At 58.5% G+C, this 21,570-nt stretch carries 20 protein-coding genes; 8 read left to right on the forward strand and 12 right to left on the reverse strand.

From position 1 onward, the window contains the following. Positions 1–492 precede the first annotated feature (492 nt). Complete coding sequence (locus BM438_RS37920; protein ID WP_093645287.1) at positions 493–702, forward strand: hypothetical protein; 210 nt, start codon at positions 493–495, stop codon at positions 700–702. Between the two features lie 549 nt (positions 703–1,251). Here BM438_RS37920 and BM438_RS37930 read toward each other — a convergent pair. The 9 genes from BM438_RS37930 to BM438_RS37970 form a co-directional block, all read right to left on the reverse strand. Continuing rightward, positions 1,252–1,833 (reverse strand): helix-turn-helix domain-containing protein, encoded by a 582-nt coding sequence (locus tag BM438_RS37930; protein ID WP_093645291.1) that lies wholly within the window; start codon positions 1,831–1,833, stop codon positions 1,252–1,254. 222 nt (positions 1,834–2,055) lie between these two features. Beyond that, entirely contained in the window at positions 2,056–2,688 is a 633-nt protein-coding gene (locus BM438_RS37935; RefSeq protein WP_143131829.1) for a hypothetical protein, read from the reverse strand. Between the two features lie 616 nt (positions 2,689–3,304). After that, positions 3,305–5,032 (reverse strand): SIR2 family protein, encoded by a 1,728-nt coding sequence (locus BM438_RS37940; protein ID WP_093645295.1) that lies wholly within the window; start codon positions 5,030–5,032, stop codon positions 3,305–3,307. Between the two features lie 413 nt (positions 5,033–5,445). Then, a complete protein-coding gene (locus BM438_RS46790; RefSeq protein WP_279630577.1) occupies positions 5,446–5,580 on the reverse strand; it encodes a hypothetical protein in 135 nt (44 codons plus the stop codon). A 941-nt stretch (positions 5,581–6,521) separates the two neighbouring features. Continuing rightward, positions 6,522–7,259 carry a hypothetical protein gene (locus BM438_RS37945; RefSeq protein ID WP_143131830.1) on the reverse strand — a complete coding sequence of 246 codons (738 nt, stop codon included), beginning with the start codon at positions 7,257–7,259 and terminating at the stop codon, positions 6,522–6,524. A gap of 221 nt (positions 7,260–7,480) precedes the next feature. After that, positions 7,481–8,080 (reverse strand): hypothetical protein, encoded by a 600-nt coding sequence (locus BM438_RS37950; protein ID WP_143131831.1) that lies wholly within the window; start codon positions 8,078–8,080, stop codon positions 7,481–7,483. A gap of 279 nt (positions 8,081–8,359) precedes the next feature. Continuing rightward, the gene (locus BM438_RS37955) at positions 8,360–8,833 is read right to left on the reverse strand and encodes a hypothetical protein (protein WP_093645301.1); all 474 of its coding nucleotides are present in this window, start codon (positions 8,831–8,833) and stop codon (positions 8,360–8,362) included. A gap of 1,183 nt (positions 8,834–10,016) precedes the next feature. After that, positions 10,017–11,132, reverse strand: coding sequence for a hypothetical protein (locus BM438_RS37965; RefSeq protein WP_093645305.1), 1,116 nt, complete (start codon positions 11,130–11,132; stop codon positions 10,017–10,019). An 868-nt stretch (positions 11,133–12,000) separates the two neighbouring features. Then, entirely contained in the window at positions 12,001–13,302 is a 1,302-nt protein-coding gene (locus BM438_RS37970; protein ID WP_093645307.1) for an MFS transporter, read from the reverse strand. Positions 13,303–13,709: 407 nt separating this feature from the next. On the opposite strand from BM438_RS37970, the gene BM438_RS37975 reads away from it, so the two are divergent. Then, positions 13,710–14,429: a response regulator transcription factor gene (locus BM438_RS37975; protein ID WP_093645309.1), complete on the forward strand. Its 720-nt coding sequence runs from the start codon at positions 13,710–13,712 to the stop codon at positions 14,427–14,429. Positions 14,430–14,508: 79 nt separating this feature from the next. On the opposite strand, the gene BM438_RS37980 is transcribed toward BM438_RS37975, so the two are convergent. Next, positions 14,509–15,414 (reverse strand): dihydrodipicolinate synthase family protein, encoded by a 906-nt coding sequence (locus tag BM438_RS37980; protein ID WP_093645311.1) that lies wholly within the window; start codon positions 15,412–15,414, stop codon positions 14,509–14,511. Between the two features lie 347 nt (positions 15,415–15,761). On the opposite strand from BM438_RS37980, the gene BM438_RS37985 reads away from it, so the two are divergent. The 6 genes from BM438_RS37985 (at position 15,762) to BM438_RS38010 (ending at position 20,677) form a co-directional block, all read left to right on the forward strand. After that, entirely contained in the window at positions 15,762–16,718 is a 957-nt protein-coding gene (locus BM438_RS37985) for a 4-hydroxyproline epimerase (protein ID WP_093645411.1), read from the forward strand. Continuing rightward, a complete protein-coding gene (locus BM438_RS37990) occupies positions 16,715–17,842 on the forward strand; it encodes an NAD(P)/FAD-dependent oxidoreductase (protein WP_093645408.1) in 1,128 nt (375 codons plus the stop codon). Before BM438_RS37985 ends, BM438_RS37990 begins: the two co-directional genes overlap by 4 nt. Continuing rightward, on the forward strand, positions 17,835–18,149 hold the full coding sequence (locus tag BM438_RS37995) for a 2Fe-2S iron-sulfur cluster-binding protein (protein ID WP_093645313.1): 315 nt from the start codon (positions 17,835–17,837) through the stop codon (positions 18,147–18,149). Before BM438_RS37990 ends, BM438_RS37995 begins: the two co-directional genes overlap by 8 nt. Then, entirely contained in the window at positions 18,146–19,426 is a 1,281-nt protein-coding gene (locus tag BM438_RS38000) for an FAD-dependent oxidoreductase (RefSeq protein ID WP_093645315.1), read from the forward strand. Before BM438_RS37995 ends, BM438_RS38000 begins: the two co-directional genes overlap by 4 nt. Before the next feature lie 141 nt (positions 19,427–19,567). Then, on the forward strand, positions 19,568–20,335 hold the full coding sequence (locus tag BM438_RS38005; RefSeq protein WP_093645317.1) for an AraC family transcriptional regulator: 768 nt from the start codon (positions 19,568–19,570) through the stop codon (positions 20,333–20,335). A gap of 12 nt (positions 20,336–20,347) precedes the next feature. Further along, entirely contained in the window at positions 20,348–20,677 is a 330-nt protein-coding gene (locus tag BM438_RS38010; RefSeq protein ID WP_093645319.1) for a hypothetical protein, read from the forward strand. A gap of 19 nt (positions 20,678–20,696) precedes the next feature. On the opposite strand, the gene BM438_RS38015 is transcribed toward BM438_RS38010, so the two are convergent. Both BM438_RS38015 and BM438_RS38020 read right to left on the reverse strand, forming a co-directional pair. Then, entirely contained in the window at positions 20,697–20,957 is a 261-nt protein-coding gene (locus tag BM438_RS38015; RefSeq protein WP_093645322.1) for a hypothetical protein, read from the reverse strand. A gap of 156 nt (positions 20,958–21,113) precedes the next feature. After that, positions 21,114–21,446: a hypothetical protein gene (locus tag BM438_RS38020; protein WP_093645324.1), complete on the reverse strand. Its 333-nt coding sequence runs from the start codon at positions 21,444–21,446 to the stop codon at positions 21,114–21,116. Positions 21,447–21,570: the final 124 nt, after the last annotated feature.

A 21,570-nucleotide genomic window follows, 5' to 3' on the forward strand; every position in this document is an offset into this window, starting at 1 on the left:
GTCGTAGACAACAGGAAGACAGGAAGCTGCGAAGGCGCGGCCTCACCAGTCGCTCGACAGACCGCCGGCTCACGCGTTTTTACACGGCCTCGGCCGAGAGATGTCGCTGATTTCCACAGCGGGCGAGAGGCGGGTGTTATTTGCATAAATATTTAAACTGGCTTAAATACTATGTTGCTCATCTCGAATAGTCCCATCTCTTAAACTCAGTAGAGGGGGCGCCTCTGGAAGTAGTAAGGCAAATTTCATCGATGGCTTGGCCAGGGTATCTATGGGTGGCCGAGATCTCATCTTCGAGACGGATTGCGGAAATCAAAACAATCAGCATGATAAGCGCTGACGTCTCTAACTCACTGGCATTGGTTTATGACGCCACTTTGCTTGCGTACGAATCTCCTGATAGCGGTGGCATGAAAATAGTGCCAAGCGCGGGCTTACCAGCCAAGCTGGACCGTGTCGCTACACTTTCCATCTACGGAAAAGGAGAAAGCAATGAATTCAAAGCTAGAAAAATCGGATAAAGGCGCTGGTTCGAAGCTGAGCGTGGGTACGAGCTTAGGCTTTTCAATCCTTATTGATCTTGCCGAAATCAGTCGAGTATGCGAGAAGCAAGATAGCGACGAGCAGGCTGAGCTTCGCAAGAAGGGGGCTCATCTACAGAAACTGGGCTACAACGTTCGGCCACGTTCGACTATTCGGTGAGGCGGGTAGCTTCGGCCTAGGCCGCTTTCAGGCAGATGATTGCACCCTGCTTAAGATGCTGCTGCAGGTAGGGACGCTTCAGATTTACTGGCTGGCTCGATGCGAGCGACCCGGAAGTCTGGAAAACTATCGACGCTTGGAAGAAGGGCAGCAAAGCAGGCTTTGCTCTTGTTCAGGAGCGAAATGCTGCTTTCTTTCCATGGGAAATTGAAGGTCCGCAGAACGGCGTGGAGTAATTCCGCGGCGAGTGCGGTAAGGAGAAGGCGTGGGAGTTCATGCAGGCATCTGTGAGGTTGATTGAAAGCGGTATCGTCCAACGTACCGCGACAACCGGTATCCCGGGCGTTCGTCTTGAGCACGTTTTGGTTAATATCCTCATGACTGACCGGCTGGCCAAGGTCGCGAAGAAGCAGTCCCTGGAACACCTTGCCCGTCTACCGAAGTTTTCACGGCCGGCTGACGTGACTGTTCATTGACAGTCGTCAGTGAGTGAGGCGTTAGGTCAGCTCTGCTGGGTATTGGTCGGCGTCAGCGCTAGCATAACCGCGATCACGTCGCCTCATCCTTTCCGTCGATTTGGCCTGCCGTCGCATCGTAGAGGCGGCCTTCTTCCGAGGTTGCTGCGAGGTCCTCCAGCGCCTTGCGACTTTTGGCTTGTCGCTCGCTGCGATAGGCTTCTACTGCGGCAGCCGGAATTCGGCGTTGCCCGCCCTCCGTTTTCTCGATCGCACCAAGCTTGCCAGAATCCGCTAGCTTGACGACGTAGGGGCGAGACACATTGAGAATCTGCGCAACGTTCTCGGTGGACAACATCCGGTCCTCCGTGAGGGAGGGTCTCGCTGCGTCAAAAATCTGCGTTGAGATATTGCTGGCGCTGAGGAGCAACAACAGTGCTGCACGCGCGCCTCTGGCCGAAACGGCATGCTCGCGCCGCCCCGCAAAGACGGCGTCGTCAAGCGCGACCTTCAGCATGTCGTGCAGCTGGAAGTGGTCGGGCTTCACACCAGGATTAGCATCCGTGAATTCGTTGAGTTTTTCAGCGAGCACCCGCGCCATTCCGTCGAGGGCCGATTGGTACAGCCCCTCGACGGCTTTGGGCTCAAACAGGTGGAACGCGGGATCGGGAAGCATGATTTTTCGCCAAAGCTTCGAGGTGTTCCGCCGATTGTGACACAAAGCGAATAACTCGAAAAATTCGAACCGGCACTGCGCACACACTGGTCTTCTAATCGTGCGTCTCACTCAGGAGCGAAGACTTTCCTAAGTCCGTATGTTGGCTTGACAGAACGGCGGCCTCGGAGGAATATTTAAGTAAACACTGAAGAGGTGTGTCATTCCTGCCGTTATCCCAGATCAGATGACAGGCGGGCCTGTAGCCGACGCTGTTGCTGGGGTTTCAGTCTTGTAAAAGCTCGAATGGAGAAAACGGTTGTGTGAACGGTGGATGTTGGAGCGGCGACGACGTGTTCCGACGAAACCGGCTATGGCGTTCGCGTTGTCGATCTGGAGGTCGTGTTGCAATGCCAGCATGACAAAGCCGAATACGACGATGAACACAGTGATCAGCGCCCGCACACTCCCTTCGGGAGCACCGAGTGGCAGCCGCATCAGGTATCTGCGCCACCGGTCCGATTTGTCCTTCGCGGCCTCCATCCAGAAAATGGCGCGTATCAGATACGCAAGCCACAAAACGATAGCGATGCTAACTATCCCGAACGCAATGGAACCCACCACTATCAACGTGACAACAGACTTGTGGACGTCGGCGACCTGTGCGGATGCTGCTGGGGCGGCCGCGGACGAGGCAGCTAGAGCAGATGCTGACGCCGCCGACGCGTATTGCGCCGCCGAGGCCGCTGCGGCCGCCGCCGCGATGGTGGCATCCTGAGCATAGACTTCGCCCGACACACCGAACGCGACGAGAGCCATCAGAACCAGCGATACGAGATTCAAACTCCGGCACTGGGTCATGAAGTCGATCTCCACACTATGGTCCTCGGGGCCTCGCATGACTCATCAGAACACTCGAACCTCTCAGCGAATGATCTTCCTACGAGGCATCTGTTGTGGACTCAAAGGTAGGACATTCATAAGCGCAGACAGAGCCGTTGATCGACTTTATGTTCGGTAGCACACAAAGATTCCTTGCGCTTCGCGCGACGCGTACTAAAAGTTCGCATTTCTGTGATAAACGTGCGAGGAGCGTACAGAGTCTGCGGGATTCGGATGCAGCTCAGACGCCACCGAGAATATAGGCGGAGCCAATGTGCAGGACGAGAACAAACCAGTAGCGATGTTTTCGTTGGCTGTCCGGAGGGTTTCAAAAGAGGAGCAGTCGTCCAGATGACGGATTCACGGAGTGGGACGAGCTACAACAAATGGCCGATCTCTGACCGACGGCAATCGGCGGCAATCGACCCATCCCGGTCAGATGACCTTCTCCGAAGCGGTCAGTCAGCTGGAATCCAGTTTTTGCGAACCGGACTGCGCATGAGCGGCCGTTGGCGACTTCACCCAATCGGCCAACTCCAGCCGTTCACAAACGTGGAGCAATGTCACTCAAACGTCGGCTCCAGTTGGAAAACGGACGCTCACCTGTTACTTAGAAAGGCAGCTTCCACTGCTCTTGTACTTCGGCGAACCTTGGTGGCTGCTTCAACCCTGCCATCACACAGAGGTCGCTTTGTAGCGTTCGCGCCTCATAGTCCGCGCGCCATAGACTTATCAGCGAATCTCGTAACTCACGATCGAACAGAAAACGACCAGGCGGGGCCCAGAACCAGCCCTTCTCCGCGGAGTTCATACGCTCTGCGTATCCGAACGCTAACGCCATCTCCAAACGCGCGAGGGCGTCATCGAAGGCACGCGATCCACGCAGTACGTGCTTCGATACTGATCGTAATGTGTTGGCAATCAGTTCTGATCCCGGCAGGCGCTTGTTAGCGTAGTCCGTCAAGAGCTTGAAGCGATCAGCTCCCCCGTCGGTAATCACTGACGCAATATTCAACGCGTCGCCTAGCGCGAACTTCCCTATACCGAAGTCCGCGATCTTTCTGGCGAGTTCCCCAATCAGTGGAAGGTGACCTCCCACTAGGGCGCCAAAACAGAAGGCGTAGAAGACCAACGACGCCGGAAACGAGCGCAGATCAACTAAGGCTGTAACTCCCGAAAAGCCGTGTCGACGCTCAGCCAGTTCCGCAATAAACGCTTGCCACAGTTGTGCCTGCCGCCCATTGCTCCACATCCCCGCCGTAAAGGCCAACGGTAGTAGAGGCTCCGTGGCGGCACTGTATTGAGCAGCTTGTCTTGCAAACTCCTTTGGGTCCCAAGAGGCAACTGAAAAGTTCAGGCCGTTAAGCCGATCCAGCGCGCGACCAAACTCGCCAGTGAGCAAGTCGTGAAGCCGAATCTGATGACGCTCCTCAGGCAGATACTCCTTCAGCATGGCAACCGCGATGTCGGTAGAGAGTGGATGGGGTCGCCGCAACGCTTCAATTGCTTGAATTCGCTGCTCAAGCATGTCGAAGAATCCGTCCGCACCATCTATCTGCACGGCGCGCGCGCCACGCCGTTCGATAAGCGCTCGAGCGGCCGATGCCGGCGCACCCCGTGACGCCCAATACGTGGGGAAACGCCGAGTCGGCGCGCGGTCGATTGCGGCTTTTAATGCCACGTCCCACTCACCAGACCATCCGCATATGATCAGGCCAAACTGATCGAATATTTGATCAAGAAGGTCGTTAATGGCCGGCTCGTAGTCAGAAAGTTCGACTAAAGTATTTCGGATGCGAGTATCCAAGTAGTCGCCGTGAAGCTTAACGATGGTCGGACCGGCATGTACGAGAGGAAGTGCGCCAGCAACGTGATCCGCGGAAGCGATTACGGTAACGTTGACACCGATCTCCGCGAGAGCCTGTTCGAGTAACGGGTCGAAGTTTGTGGTCAATACTACGCGCACGTAGCCTTTGGCCATGAGGTTCGCAATTGCTCGGTGGGCGGCCGTTGGAAGCTTTTCACCGCGCGCCCTTTCCTCATCACTGGGTTCAATGTACGGCCGGACGACCTGCTGCCGCAGCGTCTGCGTCGTAGCTAGGACGTCAAGAAGCTCCGAGTAGTCGGGTGCTTTGCCGAAGGCCGACGCGTACCAAGCGGCCGGATCAGCGCCCGCATCGTCGCCTCTCAGAGCTGCGACGCGCCGGACCAGATCCAACGTGATGTCCCACCCAGTGGGTATTTTTGCAGAGCGTGACACCCCCGAGCCCAGCAACAGCGCAAACATGCCTTTGCCAGCTTGCATTTCGAACGCAATTGAGCTCACGGGATCGAGCATGTACCTCTCCAGATTGTGGTTGTTTGGTTGGTCACTGCTCGCCCCGCGTACCACGTTGACGGTCGCAGAGCAATTACGGACGCCGCAGTCGTCAGAATTTTGCGTGAATTCAAGCCGCCATCGGCGTTGGGCCGGTCAAAAAAACAGGCACTCCTCACGCGTTCAACGCTCGGCCGCGCGTGCAGCCGCTTTGGAATTTTATCGCGACCGTCGCCTTTCGGTCGCGTTGAGGGCTGCCACCGGCAATTTGCTCGTCGGAAACCGGCCATTTAGCGGGAGGGGCCGAGACGTTGGCTATTCAAATTGGAGGGCGACCTCGACCGTCGGCTTATGGCCGATTTTTGTCGGATGAGCGAGCGCGAGCCGGGACACGGAACAGTCGGCTGAGGGTGTAAGAGGGGAGGTTTCGTGTGCTACGGATTTGTTACAGCAAGGGTACCCACCCGTTCTATGGTCGAACCGGCGCGGGAGCCAGGGGTAGAAACTTTTTCGAGCAAATCTGCAGCATTGTCTGTTAGAGATTCGAATAATTCGATTGGATTAGCCATGGGTTGCTCTCCTTATAAGCATTTGCATTTTCCGGCCAAGGCAACAGTCGCCCCGGCAGGTGGTTACGGGAAGGACAGGAATCAGACAAGAAAAGATTTTCAACTGGCTTCCTTGACTGCCTCAACGACCTTCTCGGCTACAACCGTAACAACTGCGACAATAATGGTCTTCAGTAAATCGGGCCACATGGTGATTCTCCTTGAATCGCGTGTAGATAAGTTGGCACCTCGCGCCGTCGCCCGACGGACGCCTGGATTGGAATATAGGGATATGGGCAGAACGACGCAACGACTGTGCACCGGAGCTGCACTGGTGCAATTTTCGGTGCGATTGAGCAACCTGCATTGTTCGATGTACGATGGGAACTCGCGCACGGGTGGAAATCAGTTAATGATGGGAAAAATCACATCACAACGTAAATCGAAGGGATTTCCATCTACGGAAGAACTGTCTCGCACACTCGTCGGTCAATATGCCGACGAGTTCGGCGAGATGAGTTCGCGCTCTCTCAGCGCCAAAATCGCAGACCTTGACAAAGGTAGGTCGATATGGTGGATAAATAGGCCGCAGAAATTAAAGCTTCTCATTGCATTTCTAGAATTGGACCCAGAGGAGTTGGACATTGGGGGCAAATCGGGGCGCCATATCATCGATTTTCCAATGTTTCCAAACCTCACGCCGCTGGATTTGCGACGGGAGGATGCTTGCATGGCGCCTTTATGCCGATCCGTGACACCTTTGCCTCGCGTCGTCGAATCATGCTCCAGACCAACGACGACCGACGAGGTACATCAGCTTCGGCCGTGTCGCCTGCGCGTACAATCTTCTTCACTATTTCGATGGCCTCGTGCTCGTTTGGGCATCGTAGTAGAAGCGCACGAACTGGATAGCTTACGCCGGCCCAGATGCGTTCCACGGTCCTCATTTCCGTGAGAAACCCCTACACATCGGCAAAGTAATCCGACACCTCACCTGCGCTGAGTATCGACGCTGCGACCTCCGGTATGTCCATCTCAAGCCAATCCCCGACGATGCTCGGGTAGGTCTGCTCCCAGAACTCCGGGTGCGCGCCATCATCGAACAGAATCAGTTCGCGGCGGGCATGCAACATGGCTTTCACCATGTATGACGGCGTTTGCGCCACATCGTAGTCCGGCATGTGAGCTTCTAACTCGCTTTCGATGGCATATGAGTGAACGACGGCGGGAAGACGTTCGCGCACCGATTCCCGGGATAACGTGCGCTGCGGCCGCCTTGGAATAGCCCGAATGACACGTTCAAATAACGCTCGCTGTGGAGTTTCCGCAACGCAGATTGAACCATGTTCCAGTGCGCACAGCATATCCTCAGCGGTCACGTGGCCATCGTCCGGCCAGGCCATCGAGTCTTCCGCACAGGCATCGAGGTATGCCTGATAACGAAGCTCCTCTGCCGACGGCCGTAATGTGCCGTATAGCGCAAGGCAGCGACGAAAGTCACCGAATTGCCCTGCATCACGGAGCGCCGTCGCAAGAGAAGGATTGAGCCGCGCGATTGCCCAAATGACGACTTCAGCCACAAAAATAAATTGGCTGCTTGCGGCGGACTGTTCCATTTTTCCGATGAGTCGGAAAGCATAAGAGAGGGCTTGCTCGACGGTAGCGCCAGCGTTGTGGCGTGAAGCAGGGTATTTATTCATTTGGGTCAGGTATGGCCTACGTTGCGGTACACGGTGTAGCGGACGTTTTTAGCCATCTCGGTACTGATGTGTCTTGAGCACGCATTCACGCCATCCGGGTGCTCTGTGAGAACACCAGCATGACAAAGATGACACGCGAGCGCGACCGGCCGCACGACGAGGCGGCGCGTCAGGCGCTAACATTGCTGTGGTAAGCCTCGGCCGCCATGCCGTGTCATTGATTATCCCTCGTCGTTATCAACGTCGAAGGGGCGGTCGAAAATGAATGCATGGCTGGTTACCATGGCGTCTCGCATCGACTCAGTCATAAAGGGGCGGCCTTCCTTGGCTGCAAGCTGTGCCTCTACCAGTTCAAGCGCGGCATCTGGTCCCTTTTCCTTGTCTGCAAGCACATCTTTAGCGAGTTCGATTTCGCCTCGGGAGGTAAGTTGCAGAACCAAATATTCAAGAGGATTCGCGAAGACGGCTTGCCGTGCGTCGACAGGCGCTGCGAGCAAGATTTCTGCGTTCAGCTCGTCTCTATGACGGAGCTCAAGCATAAAATCAATCCGATCGACGAGAATCTTGAACGCATTTCTTTTAACGAAAGATAGAGCGCCTTTAAAGCCTGGAGCATACTCTTCGAGTGCGCGCAAAATGGTTGCGCGGTCCAGCGCGCGCCAGAATAGGGGTTGCGGCTTGTACGACGCCTCAAGCGCAAGCTGCACCAGACGAGGATTGATGAAGTGAGCGGGAATTTCGCAAAGCGTCAGGTATGAAATTACGCCGCTGATTGCGGATTGTTGAATTTCAGCCAGATTGTTCTGGTTTCTATGTTTCATAAGGGTAGTTGTTTTGCTTGGCCTGTCCATACATGCCATGCCTTAGTGTTAGAGGTTACGGCTCGCGACGGCGGGATACGAAGTACACGACCGGGAAGTGCTTGCCGAGAGGCGGTTTTTCGGGCTTTCTCATCGCGAGAGGTGAAAGGTTGGCCGACGCATCCGTTTTTTTGGGATAGAAGAAGCTTCTTTGATTTGCATAGGAACGAACCGAGAAGTCTCCTCGTTCTGCCATTGTTGCTTCCGATAACTCCGGTGTCCTTGCGCCGTCTCATGCGGTCAGGCGGCCGAAGCGGCTTCTCGGAAAGGAGTCGTGGGGGGCAACAGGTCGACCACTTCAAAAACGCCGATGTGGCTCGCCTCTGCCGCGACCTTCTGCCATGCCTTGACTTCTTCTTGGGTTAGCGGATTGTGGTCATCTTCGATGCCGTTTGTGACCATCATGCTTTCGTTGAGATCATCAGAGAAGTAATACTGCGACACCACCGACTCGTCGTCCAAAATCCAGAGAACGTTGAGCGTGTCGTGAAGGCTCACGTCAGCCCAGTGCGGAGCCATATGCGTAAGTGCTACTGTGCCGCCGGCGAGCATGATGCACGCTATGCGCGCACCATCGGGTCGAGGATGAACCTGGCTGTAGATGTCCGGGTTCTTGTGATCAATTTCATTCGAGTTGTGGCCACGAAGTCGGATGACCACGATGTTCTCACCAGAGATTTCTGCGGCATCAGCAAGTACGTCATCGGCTGCCATAACATAGCCATGGAAAGAGGGGCGCGTGTCTGCGTCATTGCAAATTTTCTGTAAAACGTGTCGATTAAAATCTTCAGAATCGAATTCAAGCGTAGCAGAGCGAAAACCAGGATAACGGTGGTTTGACATATCAATACATATAAAAATTGTGGAACTGGAATTCCGGTCGAAACCGATAGTGAGCGGGCGATGGGGTGTCTATCTATTGCGCCTCGCTCTCGTGATGGGAATCATATTAATGAGTTGTTTTTCAATTGTAAATAGGTATTGGAAAATATCCAATTATTTATACGTCGTATATTTTTTCGAGTGTATAGATATTTATCTTCGCGCTGATTTTATTGATTAATCAATGAGTAAGCGAAAGTCACTTCCATGGTATGAATTGGCCCCGCAATAGTTGAGGCGCGGTACTACGGGGTATGTCGCTACAAATTTCCTTTGCCTCGCGTCGTCGGATCATGCTCTAGACCAACGATGCCCGACGAGACATCAGCTTCATCCGCGTCGCCTGCGCGCACGATCTGCTCACTATTTCGATAGCCTCGCGCTCATCTGGGCATCGTAGTAGAAGCGCACGGACTAGATAGCTTACCGCTGCCCAGATGCGTTCGCCGGTTCCCTTTTCCGTGAGAAACCCCCACTCATTGGCAAAGTAGTCTGATACGGCATTGGCGTCGAGTATCGACGCGGCAAACTCAGGAATGTCCATGTCCAGCCGCTCCCCGACGACGCTCGGGTAGGCGTTGGCAAGATTCTCGAACTACTTAACGCGTAGTCTTCGCTTGTAGGCGCAAACCTAAAGCGGATTCAGGCATAGACCGACAGGCGTTCAGCGCGATTTCAACTCGCGGCGAGACTTGGAAGGCTACGGATGTCGGGAATCATGGATGGACCGTCGCAATCGGTCAAATGAATTGACCTGCGGGGAGGCTGACACGAACACATGTATCTCATCACGCGGGTCAGTACACAGTAGCGAGCCATTGCTCGAAGCGGTAACGAGGATCGCTACGATAAACTGAGGTGAACCGACGCGGCAGATTGACGCCGCCGCTCGCAGTGATCTATGGGGACATCGTGCTGGCCACTCGACGATGGCGATAGCCATCGTTGCGAGCGAAGTGGCGGTTAGCTGATATGTCCCAGCATGTAGTAGGCATGCCTGTTCGCCCGACGCGCGCTAGCATGGTATGCAATCAGACCATGCATCATTCCACGGTCCAGCGTGCTGCGGCTTCGGTTTAGGTCCAGCTCCGAGCGGCATCGGGAGGATTTGTGTGATATGCGCTTCCGCGTTGTCGTTTGCATTCGCTGGAGAATCGGAAGCATAGCGGTCTTCGATTTCGCGCGCTTCTCTCACGTACAAGTTGCCGGTCGCCATCATGCTCCACTCATATTGGATAAGTAAAGGCCCGTTGGGCAATAAATAGATGACCGGGATGAACCTTCGAAAGAGCGTAAGCGTTGAGTGATTTTCGAGAAATGGTATCGCGGTCACGCCCTCGGTCGGACGACAGCAGGCAATGACCTTGCCTGACGAATTTGTCAGTGGGGCAATGTGAAACGGGGACGAATGGTCAATGAGTGTAGAAGCGCTAGTCCCTGGCGATGCGTTCAGCACGAGCGCGTATCGTTCGTGGGTCTCCCAACCCAGCTGAATCGGAAAATGCTCTTTGCGAAGCAGAAAAGCGGTCCTGTCATCAGCATGCTTCACTTGTGCGAGGTCGCACCAGTCCCATCCTTCGGACGGTAAGCGGGAATAACGAGGATACTTGTTATTATCGTAAATTCGTACGTGGCATTTGCGGGTAAACTTTTCAACGAGCACAGCGATGATCGACGGAAGTTGCTCCAGTTTTTTCACTTTGCCGAATAGAACCCGGCGATGAAGTCCGGGGAAGAATCGCTCAACATCGAAATCCCAGTACCCGCCTTGCTCGTAGTCGAGAGTTTCACCCAGAAAGGAGTCGGCGATAGCACCGGCAGCCGATAGTCGGCTGCAGTAGTCTATGAGGTTTCGGCGGAAGGCTTCCAGAGTGGCCTCTTCAGTCAAGGCTTCAATCAGCTCAGGCCAATCCTCGGAAAGCCATCTTTCGAGGATGGTCGAGTCAAGGTTCGCGTAGAAGTGAGGGCCGGACTCATAGACGTCAATCAGTTTGCTGACATAGTCCATCGCATTCTGAATGAGCGAGTCGTCGTCGAAGTCTCGACGAAAGTTAGGAAGAACAAGCCCGGCTGCACCGGCGCCCTGCAAAGCAGGCAGGCCGTTTCGCGATTTCGATTTTTTGGTGCTCATGCGTCTCTCTCATGAAGGATGAAAGCAGGTATTGCACTCAGTTTTAGCCGTGATGCGTGCATCCATTCTGCGAAAGATTGGTCGCTCTGCAAGGGCGCTTTAGCCTTCACTTCAACTTCATCATATAAGACGTCCAGGGCATGGTTTTATCTGTAAGCGGCCGGAGACCCGTGCAGTTGCTTGGATAACGTCAAGTACGAAGTCCGTTCGCGTTGCCTCACGAAGGAATGTTAGCCGTGCATGCTATGAGCAGCAGGAGATTGACCGGGCTCTCAGAAGAGACCGAGCGTTGTTGTAAATAATTTGCGTAGGTGAGGGCGCCCGGCATTGTTGCCAGGTCGCGCCCGGCCAGTGTAGGTGCGCCGGAGCCTCGGGCCGAGGAGTTGGGACCAGATTTGTTTGCTATTTGTTTTGACGAAACCAGTTTTCTTTGTCGCGAATCTCGCCTTAGTCCGATGCCTAAGGCTTTGCGCAAGAGTTGCCTGGTGGCTTTCCGTTCCACGTCCGAAGAACCGGAACTCTACGAGCGCCAGCAAGCCGCTCAACCGGAACAGGTCACGCGGTGTCCCTCGGAATTTCTAGCGAATCAACCGGTTAACACCAGGTCAGATTTCTTTGTCGTAGGGGGGCGCCCTCGCTAGTGCGTACGGAGCAGATTTGTTTGTCAAAAACCCCCAAATCAGGTTTGTTTGGCTCAAATCAGGTTTCGTTTGTGCGTCACCAATGAGGTACATCGTAGGCCGATGCGGCGCACGATGTTTCGGTCCGGCGTGAAGTGTCGATGTCGCCGGAATTGCCGGAGAGGCTGAGCGTGAAGCCGATGGAAACAACGGCGCACCAGGCGATGCGCCGTTACAAAACAGCTCGATTAGCGCGCTTGCGGCGCGTCTTTGATGAACAGTGTGGTCAATGCTCCGACAATGCAGATCGCGCCAACATACAGCGGCGCGGCCATCGGGTTTGACTTCATCATCAGCGAAACGGCGATCGGTGTGAGGCCGCCGAACACTGCGTAGGCAACGTTATACGAGAACGAGATGCCTGAGAATCGCACGACCGGCGGGAACGCCTTCACCAGCACGAACGGAATCGCGCCGATCACACCGACGAACAGGCCGGCCACCGCGTACAGCGGCACCAGTGCCGACGTATCGACGGCAAGTTGCTGGAACATCACGTAGTACGTCACGGCCAGCGCGAGGCCGCCGATGAAAATCGTGCGCCCCGCACCGATGCGGCCGGCGATTGAGCCCGCCATCACGCAGCCGATCGTCAGACACAGCGTCGCCACGCAGTTCGCCAGCAACGCCGTGGCCGGCGCGATATGAAACTGCTTCTGCAGCAGCGTCGGCGTCATCAGAATCACTACGACGATTGCAGCCGACAGCATCCACGTGAGCAGCATCGATACGATCACGGCGCGACCGTGGTCGCGCAGCACGGCCTTGAGCGGCACTTCCGCGGCGATTGCCTTGCGTTGCTTGAGCTCGGCGAACACCGGCGTCTCATGCAGCCAGCGGCGCAGATAAACCGAGAACATGCCGAATACGCCACCCACCAGGAACGGAATGCGCCATGCGTAGGCGGAGATTTCCGCCGGTGCAAAGTTGCGGTTCACCGCCGAGGCGATCAGCGAGCCGAGCAGGATGCCCGCCGTGAGGCCGGCCGTCAGCGTGCCGCACGCATAGCCGATGTGCCGCTGCGGCACATGCTCGGAAACGAACACCCACGCACCCGGCACTTCGCCGCCGACCGCCGCGCCCTGCATCACGCGGAACAGCAGCAGCAAGACCGGCGCCATCACGCCGATGCTGGCGTAGGTGGGTAGCAGACCCATCATCAGCGTCGGCACCGACATCAGCAGCACGCTCAGCGTGAACATGCGCTTGCGGCCGAACAGGTCGCCGAAGTGCGCCATGATGATGCCGCCGAGCGGCCGGGCCAGATAACCCGCCGCGAAGATGCCGAAGGTCTGCACCTGACGCAGCCAGTCCGGCATCGCGGCGGGGAAGAACAGCTGGCCGATCGCCGGCGCAAAGAATACGAAGATGATGAAGTCGTAAAACTCCAGCGCCCCGCCGAGCGCGGCGAGGCCGAGCGTCTTGTAGTCGCTTCGCCCAAGAGGGCGTGGGGTGACAGCCTGCGCTCCACCCAGATTTGTCGCTTGCATTGCTTGTGTCTTGTCTTGAATTGGAAACCACACGTGGCGCGTGGAAATACGGCGGTCGTCGGGCGAGAAGTGTGGCAAGCGCTGGGTAGAGCACGGGACACCGGCGCGCCGGCCCGGATAGGGCAAGCGCGATGACGACTGGGACCAGGGCGGGGATTTTACAGGATGAAAGCCGATCGCTTTGGGAAGTGCTTAATTAGATTGGGAAAAGTTCCCGAAACGGGGTTTTTCGAAGGCAGCCAGGACGGCTTGCCTGTGTGTCGTGCGAGCCGCAGCGGTCGCGTGTAGGAATGCAGCACACACGAGTCGGAAGGGGGCGATTGACGCGCAAATTAGGAATGCTCCTATGGGATGGCTTGGGCGTCCCTCCGAGAATCGCGTCCGAGCTATCAGTTAAGAGTCATCCCATGCGCATTGCCATCCTTCAGCGTGACCCCGTCACACGTCAGTCGATCGAAAAGATTCTCATGAGTGCCGGCCATACCTGTATGGTCTACGACGACGGTCTGAGCATGTCGAAAGCGCTCGCCCGTTCCACCGTGGATCTGCTGGTGCTGGACTGGCAAGGCACCCGTCTCTCCGGTGCGGAAGTTCTGAGGTCGGTGCGCGCCGTTGGTGGCGACCGCCTGCCGGTGCTGTTCGCTTCGGCCGAGACGTCGGAGGACAGCGTGGTGCGCGCCTTTGTCAGCGGGGCAGACGACTATGTCGGGCTGCCGTTGCGTCCGGGCGAGTTCCGCGAGCGCGTTGCGGCCTTACTGCGCCGCGCCTATCCGGACCGTTTCAGCGCCGCGAGCTTCGATGTCGGCCCCTATCACTTCGATACGCATCGCCAGCTCGTTATGCTGCGCGGTCAGCCGGTGCCGCTATCGGGTACGCAATACCGGTTGGCGTCGCTGTTCTTTTCCAATATCGGCCGCGTGATGTCGCGCGACCATATCTTCGCGATGGTGTGGGGCCGTGAGTTCCGCGAGTTCACCCGCACGATCGACAGCCATGTGTCGCGCTTGCGTTTGCTGCTTGAGATCGAGCCGCAAAACGACTTCCGGCTGCAACCCGTTTACAAGAGCGGCTATCGGCTGCTGCATTTGCGGCAAGGTGAGGTGGCCGCGGAAAAGCAGGCGGCCTGACAAGCGGGTATCTCACCGGCCGCGCTGCTCTGCGGCCGGGAGCGGCTACCCATCAACTTGCTGCAACTCAAACCGCAACTTAAACCTGCGGCAGCGTCGGCCGGTTTTCAATCGACTGGCGGATCAACGCTTCAACGGCTTTGCGCTCATCCCCGGCCAACGGCAGACGTGGCGGCCGCACCGGCTCCGTGCCGAGCCCGACGATCGTCTCGGCCAGCTTGATGTTCTGCACCAGCTTCGACGAAACATCGAGTGCGAGCAGGGGCGCGAACCAGCGATAGATCGCGCGCGCTTCTTCAAGACGGCCCGCCTTCAGCAACTTGTAAATCACGACCGTCTCGCGCGGAAACGCGCACACGAGACCGGCCACCCAGCCATGCGCGCCCATCAATATCGCTTCCATCGCGAGATTGTCGACCCCGCACAGAATCGCGAAGCGGTCGCCGACCACGTTGATCAGATCGGTCACGCGCCGCACGTCGCCGCATGATTCCTTGATCGCGACGATCTTCTTTTCGTCGGCGATTTCCGCGAACATCTCGGGCGTCATGTCGACGCCATAGGCCAGCGGATTGTTATAGATCATTAGCGGCAGCGCGCTCGCATCGGCGACGCTGCGAAAGTGGTGCAGCGTTTCGCGCCGGTCGGACAGATAGCGCAGCCCAGGCAGCACCATGAATCCGGCCGCGCCATGCCGGCTGCCGGCTTCGGCCTGGCGGCATGCGTCGAGCGTGCTGTTCTCGGCGATCGTCAGCAAAACGGGCACACGGCCGCGCGACGCTTCAACGGCGATCTCGAGCACTTGCAGCTTCTCGTCCAGCGAGAGCGTCGATGCTTCGCCGAGCGATCCGCACACGATGATGCCGTCCACACCCGCGTCGATCTGCGCTTCGATATTCTTGCCAGTCCATTCGCGGTCTATGCTGAAATCCGCGTGAAACTTGGTGGTAACTGCGGGCAATACGCCTTCCCAGATATGCGCCACGACTGCTCTCCTGAGTGTGTTGAGTCGAAGCGCAGTGTAAGCAGGGAAAATGCTGCCGTCTTGCGTGATTCACGCGTGGCGGATGACGATTTCAGCATAGCGGCTGTGCCTGTATGCCCAGCAAGGCCAAGCGGACCGGCTATTTCAGCACAGGATGCAAAATACGTCGAAAGCATATGGACCGGGCCTCTCGTGCGCTCCTGAGCTCGCTTGATAGAGGTTGTTAAGACGCGGCACCAGCCTGATTTCAATAGTCGACGCCTGCGCGGATGGACAGATAAGATATGCTGAAATCGTCACAATCCACGATTATGCACACCAAGACTTCGGCGCCCGGCATTCCTACCATGTGCATCATGAAAACCCTAGATATCATCGACTCGCACACCGGCGGTGAACCGACCCGCCTGGTGGTGTCGGGTGGCCCGGAGCTTGGCGGCGGCACGCTGGCGCAGCGTCTCGACGTGTTTCGCACGCATTTCGACGACTGGCGCGCAGGCATCGTCACCGAACCGCGCGGCTCGGACGTGGTGGTCGGCGCGCTGCTGTGCGAGCCGGACGATGCCGCGTGCGCGGCCGGCGTGATCTTTTTCAACAACGTGGGCTATCTCGGCATGTGCGGGCACGGCACGATCGGTCTCGTCGTCTCGCTCGCGCACATGGGGCGGATCGGGCCGGGGCTTCATCGGATCGAGACACCGGTCGGCGTCGTCGAAGCGACGCTCAACGAGGACGGCAGCGTGGCCGTGCGCAACGTGCCGGCGTATCGCTATAGGCAAGGCGTGCAGGTGGACGTGCCGGGCTACGGCATGTTGACTGGCGACATCGGCTGGGGCGGCAACTGGTTCTTTCTCGTCGCTGATCACGGGCACTCGCTGGAGGCGGCGCGTATCGCCGAGCTGACCACGTTCAGTACGGCAATCCGCGATGCGCTGATCGCGCAGCGCATCACCGGCGCGGACGGCGCCTTGATCGACCACATCGAACTCTTCGGACCGGGCTCGCAAGACGGCATCGACAGTCGCAGCTTCGTCCTTTGTCCCGGCAACGCGTATGACCGCTCGCCGTGCGGTACCGGCACGAGCGCGAAAATCGCCTGCCTCGCCGCCGACGGCAAGCTGCCCGAAGGTGCGGTGTGGCGGCAGGAGAGCATCATCGGCAGCGTATTCGAGGCGAGCTATCGTGACGCCGGCGATGGCGTCTCGGTGATTCCGACCATCACCGGCCATGCGCACATCATGGCCGAAGGGCGTTTGTGTTTCGACGAGCGTGACCCGTTCGCATGGGGCATCCGCACGGCATGACAGCGGATGCGTTGATCCTCGGGGCCGGCATTGTCGGCGCGGCTTGCGCGGCGGAGCTGGCCGCGCTGGGCATGCGCGTTGAGGTACTCGACGCGCAGGGCATCGGCGGCGGCGCGACGGCGGCGGGCATGGGGCATATCGTCGTGATGAACGACTCGCCCGCGGAATTCGCGTTGAGCCGCTATTCGCGCGACTTGTGGCTGGCGCTCGCGCCTCAGCTGCGCACGCGCGACGCGTTCGCGCGCTGCGGCACTTTGTGGGTCGCGGCCGACGATGAGGAATCGCAAGCCGCCCGCGCCATGCATGCCGCCTTCGAAGCGCAGGGCGTCACCGCTCAACTGCTCGACGCGGCCGCGTTGCGGGCGTGTGAGCCGGCGCTGGCGGCATCGATGGCGGGCGGCCTGCGGATCGAACACGACAGCATCGTGTATGCGCCGACGGTTTCCGAGTGGCTGCTGACGCAATCGTCAGGAGTCGAGAAGATCCGTGTGCGGCTCGGTACGCGGGTTACCGCAATCAGCGCGCGTGGCGTGACGCTGGCCGACGGCGAGCGCGTCAGCGCGGAGCACGTGATCGTGGCCAATGGTCTGGGTGCTCAGCAACTGCTGCCGTCTCTGCCGTTGCAACCGAAGAAAGGTCATCTGCTGATCACCGACCGTTATCCCGGACTCATTCGCCATCAGCTGCTCGAGCTGGGCTACATCAAGAGCGCACATCATGCGGCCGGTACCTCGGTGGCGTTCAATGCGCAGCCGCGGCCTACAGGGCAGTTGTTGATCGGCTCGTCGCGCCAGTTCGATACAACCGATCCTGCCGTCGACATGCCGGTGCTCGCGCAGATGCTGCAGCGCGCAGCACGTTATCTGCCGGTCCTGCCGACGCTCAATGGCATTCGTGCGTGGACCGGGTTCCGTGCGGCGTCGCCGGATGGTCTGCCGTTGATCGGTCCGGCCGGTGATTTTGCACCCGGCGTGTGGCTTGCGGTTGGACATGAGGGTCTTGGCGTGACGACTTCGCTGGCAACCGCAAAGTTGCTCGCCGCACAGATCACTGGGAACACTGCACCGATTCCCGTCGAGCCTTACTTGCCGGTCCGTTTTGCGCAACAGGTGGCCCATGGCTGACGCCGATGCAACATACCTTCACTTGACGATCGACGGTAGAAGCGTCGAGGTCGAAGCCGGCACGATCGTGGCCGCGGCGCTTGCCATGGCGGGCGCGGGCCGTACGCGGACGTCGGTCAGCGGCGAGCCGCGTGCAGCGCTGTGCGGGATGGGTATCTGCCAGGAGTGCCGCGTCACGATCGACGGTCGGGCGCATGTATTGGCATGCCAGACGCTTTGCCGCGATGGGCAGGTGGTTTGCACTGCCGCGGCTGTGGCCAACGCAGTCAACGTGACCAACGCCCCCACCACCACGGCCAACCGATGAAGCAGCATTTCGACATCGTCGTGGTAGGCGCCGGTCCAGCCGGATTGAACGCAGCGCAGGCAGCGGCGCGCGAGGGCGCCACAGTCGCGGTGCTCGACGACAATCCGCGCGCCGGCGGTCAAATCTGGCGGCAAGGTCCCGGCCATCCGCCGCAAGTGCCGCTACAAGGCCTGCTCGCCGTTTTGAAGACGCAAACCAACGTCACCCTTTTGCCATCCACTCGCGTAATCGCGCCTTTGAGTCCGCGAGGTTTGCTGCTCGAGTCGGCTGAGCACGGTGGCGTGTCGATCAGCTACGATCGATTGATTCTCGCGACCGGCGCGCGCGAGCGGCTATTGCCATTCGCCGGCTGGACGTTGCCTGGCGTGACCGGTGCGGGCGCGCTGCAGGCACTCATCAAAGGCGGCATGCCGGTACGCGGCGAACGGATCGTGATTGCAGGCAGCGGTCCCTTGCTGATCGCGGCGCTTGCCACCGCGCGTGCGGCGGGGGGGCGCGTGCTGGCGGTCGTGGAGCAGGCCTCGGCATTTGAGGTCGCCCGCTTCGGAGCCTCATTGCTGGGCGAGCCGGCGAAGTTACGGCAAGCCTTTACCATGACGCGCGGCTTCGCGGGCGTGCGTTACTGGACCGGCAGCATTGTCCGGAAAGCTCATGGCGATGGCCGCGTCGAGCGCGTGACGATCCGGCGCGGCGAGCATGAGTCGACGCTCGACTGCGACCGCATCGCCTGCGGCTATGGACTCGTGCCGAATATCACGCTTGCGCAAGCGCTCGGCTGTGCGATCACCGAAGCGGGCGAGATCGTCGTCGACGACGAACAGCGGACTTCGGTCGACGGCGTGCTGGCAGCAGGCGAATGCACGGGCGTCGGCGGCGCGGAACTGGCGGGTGTGGAAGGCGAGATTGCCGGGCTGGCCGCGAGCGGCGTCTCGGCAAACCGCACCGCATTGCAAGCGCAACGAGCCCGATGGCGGCGTTTCGCAAGGCGCGTCGAAACGGCCTTTGCCTTGCAGACCGCCGCGCGCACGCCACCCGACGACGCCACGCTGCTCTGCCGTTGCGAAGACGTCAGCTTCGGCGAGGTACGCGCCTATCCGGATTGGCGCGAGGCCAAGCTGCATACCCGCTGCGGGATGGGTGCATGCCAGGGCCGAATCTGTGGCGCCGCGGCTTCGCTGTATTTAGGCTGGCAAGCTGCAGCGCCGCGCCCGCCGTTCAGTCCGGCGCAAATCGGCACGTTGATGGCAATCAGCGAGGAGCCGTTGCCCGCTGAGTGAAACAGCCGTCCATTCGTCCGCTGGATATTTTCAATAGCGCGTGGCCCTATAATCGACCGCAAGCGCCACCCCGTGCAGTCGCGCGGATGAACGCACCAACGGCACTCAACGCACAACCGCACCGACCACGGAACCCGCACGATGAACACGCTGGCTCATCCGCTCGAACCGGACGACGCAACGCTGTCCGGCATGCTGTCGCATTTCACGCTACTTGAGCCCGTGTTCGATGCGATGCCGGACGTGGTGTTCTTCGTCAAGGACGCGCATGCCCGCTATGCGCTGGTCAATCGCACGTTGGCTTCGCGCTGTGGCTTCAAGGAAAAGTCCGCGCTGCTCGGCAAGACCGCCGAGGACGTCTTCCCGCACCGTTTCGGTCGCATCTACACCGCCCAGGACAAAGCAATCATCAACGTTGGCAGCCAGATGATCGATCAGCTGGAGCTGCACCTGTATCCCGGCCGTCAGCCGGGATGGTGCCTGACCTGCAAGCAGCCGTTGCGCGATCCGGCGGGGAAGGTGGTCGGCCTTGCCGGCATCTCCCGCGACCTGAAAGCGGACGAAAGCAGTCATCCTGCTTACAGCCGGCTGGCTGAAGTGGTGCAGTCCATTCAGGAAAATTACGTGCAGCCGCTGAATCTGAAACAGCTTGCTGCAATGGCGGATATGTCGGTGGCGCAACTGGAGCGTTACTTTCACAAAGTGTTTCATTTGACGCCGCGCCAGGTGTTGCTAAAAACGCGGCTAGACGCCGCTACCGCCTTGCTGGTTTCACACGACAAGGTCACCGACGTGGCCGCACTCTGCGGCTACACCGACCACAGCGCCTTTACGCGTCAATTCAAGGCGACCGTCGGCGTCACGCCGACCGAGTACCGGATGCTGCTGCACGGAACCTCGCGAAGCTGAGCCGCCGCGCACATGGTTCGTCGCAAGCATCATTACTACGTCTATGTCGTCGCACTGGACGACACCGTCTGGAACGAGGCGCGCTTTCGCCGCGCGAATCCGGATTACCGGTTCGACAAGCCGTGCGTGTATGTGGGAATGACGGGATTGGACCCGGATCTGAGATTCGACCGGCACAAGGCCGGCATTCAGGCAAATCGCTATGTGCGCGATTACGGCCTGCGCCTCATGCCCGAATTGTATGAAGTTTACAATCCGATGCCTTACCGCGGCGCACAGGATATGGAAGTGGAATTGGCGATTGGACTACGGGAGGCGGGGTACGGCGTCTGGCAGGCGTAACTAAAATCTACAACGCGCCTTATTTCACACCGAGTCCGCGCAACACTGCATTGCCTTCGGGCGTCAGACGGATATGCGAGGCGCCGGCGTCGCCGGAGACCGTTTCGATCAGGCCGGCTTCGTGAAGCTGCGGAATCTCGGGTTTCGCGGATGCGTCGATCGGCGCGTGCAGCAACAGCAGCAGCGTTGCCAGTTCGTGATGGCTCAGCAAGCGACGCAGAATCGTGGGCTTTTTCGCCGGTGCGGGCGAGTCGTTCGTGTTGTGATCGGGCTGGTTCATGAAGCGCACCTTGTGCGGATTAGTGTCGGATGGATCATGCGGATGAAGTCTTAAACGATTCTTAAGACACCATTGTGATGTAACACCGTGACACTATGATTGCGCCGGAACAAGTTACCGACCGTTACACCTGGCCGATTATTGCGTCTGCTTACCTTACGGCGCGCAAGTTTTGCTCGCCGATTCTATCCACAGATTGTTCACGTGGCGTTTGCCCGCGTAGAAGCGATAAGTCGTCGCGCCGTTGTCGCTACGGACCTTGACGATATTCGAATCGCCGAAATCGAGCATCTGACCCTGCGGAATCGCGGTCGATTTGAACGCGGCGTTGTGGCTGGTCGCCACTTGCGTCAGGCAGGCGACTACGTCGCTGACCGAGCGTTGCGTGGTGGTGTCCGTGACGGGCTCGCCGGCATCCGGATTCTTCTGGAAGTACGCGCAAGCGCTGAGAAGCAGGGGAACTGACAGGACTACGGCAAACTTCTTCATATCTCTCCTGGCGTTTCATTCGGCTGACGGTACGCGCCACACCCGTATGGGGCAGGGTGCGCGCGGCACTGGCCGCGGATCAAACGCCATTATATCGGTGCGGCGCGCCCGCTTGAGCCGATGG

Origin of the sequence: Paraburkholderia aspalathi, from assembly GCF_900116445.1 — a bacterium.
Taxonomy (GTDB): domain Bacteria; phylum Pseudomonadota; class Gammaproteobacteria; order Burkholderiales; family Burkholderiaceae; genus Paraburkholderia; species Paraburkholderia aspalathi.

What these genes read in the sequence shown, in the direction of transcription:
- BM438_RS37920 (WP_093645287.1), top strand. Translation starts at nt 493, where the DNA reads ATGAATTCAAAGCTAGAAAAATCGGATAAAGGCGCTGGTTCGAAGCTG.
- BM438_RS37930 (WP_093645291.1), bottom strand. Translation starts at nt 1,833, where the DNA reads ATGCTTCCCGATCCCGCGTTCCACCTGTTTGAGCCCAAAGCCGTCGAG.
- BM438_RS37940 (WP_093645295.1), bottom strand. Translation starts at nt 5,032, where the DNA reads ATGCTCGATCCCGTGAGCTCAATTGCGTTCGAAATGCAAGCTGGCAAA.
- BM438_RS46790 (WP_279630577.1), bottom strand. Translation starts at nt 5,580, where the DNA reads ATGGCTAATCCAATCGAATTATTCGAATCTCTAACAGACAATGCTGCA.
- BM438_RS37945 (WP_143131830.1), bottom strand. Translation starts at nt 7,259, where the DNA reads ATGAATAAATACCCTGCTTCACGCCACAACGCTGGCGCTACCGTCGAG.
- BM438_RS37950 (WP_143131831.1), bottom strand. Translation starts at nt 8,080, where the DNA reads ATGAAACATAGAAACCAGAACAATCTGGCTGAAATTCAACAATCCGCA.
- BM438_RS37955 (WP_093645301.1), bottom strand. Translation starts at nt 8,833, where the DNA reads ATGGCAGCCGATGACGTACTTGCTGATGCCGCAGAAATCTCTGGTGAG.
- BM438_RS37965 (WP_093645305.1), bottom strand. Translation starts at nt 11,132, where the DNA reads ATGAGCACCAAAAAATCGAAATCGCGAAACGGCCTGCCTGCTTTGCAG.
- BM438_RS37970 (WP_093645307.1), bottom strand. Translation starts at nt 13,302, where the DNA reads ATGCAAGCGACAAATCTGGGTGGAGCGCAGGCTGTCACCCCACGCCCT.
- BM438_RS37975 (WP_093645309.1), top strand. Translation starts at nt 13,710, where the DNA reads ATGCGCATTGCCATCCTTCAGCGTGACCCCGTCACACGTCAGTCGATC.
- BM438_RS37985 (WP_093645411.1), top strand. Translation starts at nt 15,762, where the DNA reads ATGTGCATCATGAAAACCCTAGATATCATCGACTCGCACACCGGCGGT.
- BM438_RS37990 (WP_093645408.1), top strand. Translation starts at nt 16,715, where the DNA reads ATGACAGCGGATGCGTTGATCCTCGGGGCCGGCATTGTCGGCGCGGCT.
- BM438_RS37995 (WP_093645313.1), top strand. Translation starts at nt 17,835, where the DNA reads ATGGCTGACGCCGATGCAACATACCTTCACTTGACGATCGACGGTAGA.
- BM438_RS38000 (WP_093645315.1), top strand. Translation starts at nt 18,146, where the DNA reads ATGAAGCAGCATTTCGACATCGTCGTGGTAGGCGCCGGTCCAGCCGGA.
- BM438_RS38005 (WP_093645317.1), top strand. Translation starts at nt 19,568, where the DNA reads ATGAACACGCTGGCTCATCCGCTCGAACCGGACGACGCAACGCTGTCC.
- BM438_RS38010 (WP_093645319.1), top strand. Translation starts at nt 20,348, where the DNA reads ATGGTTCGTCGCAAGCATCATTACTACGTCTATGTCGTCGCACTGGAC.
- BM438_RS38015 (WP_093645322.1), bottom strand. Translation starts at nt 20,957, where the DNA reads ATGAACCAGCCCGATCACAACACGAACGACTCGCCCGCACCGGCGAAA.
- BM438_RS38020 (WP_093645324.1), bottom strand. Translation starts at nt 21,446, where the DNA reads ATGAAGAAGTTTGCCGTAGTCCTGTCAGTTCCCCTGCTTCTCAGCGCT.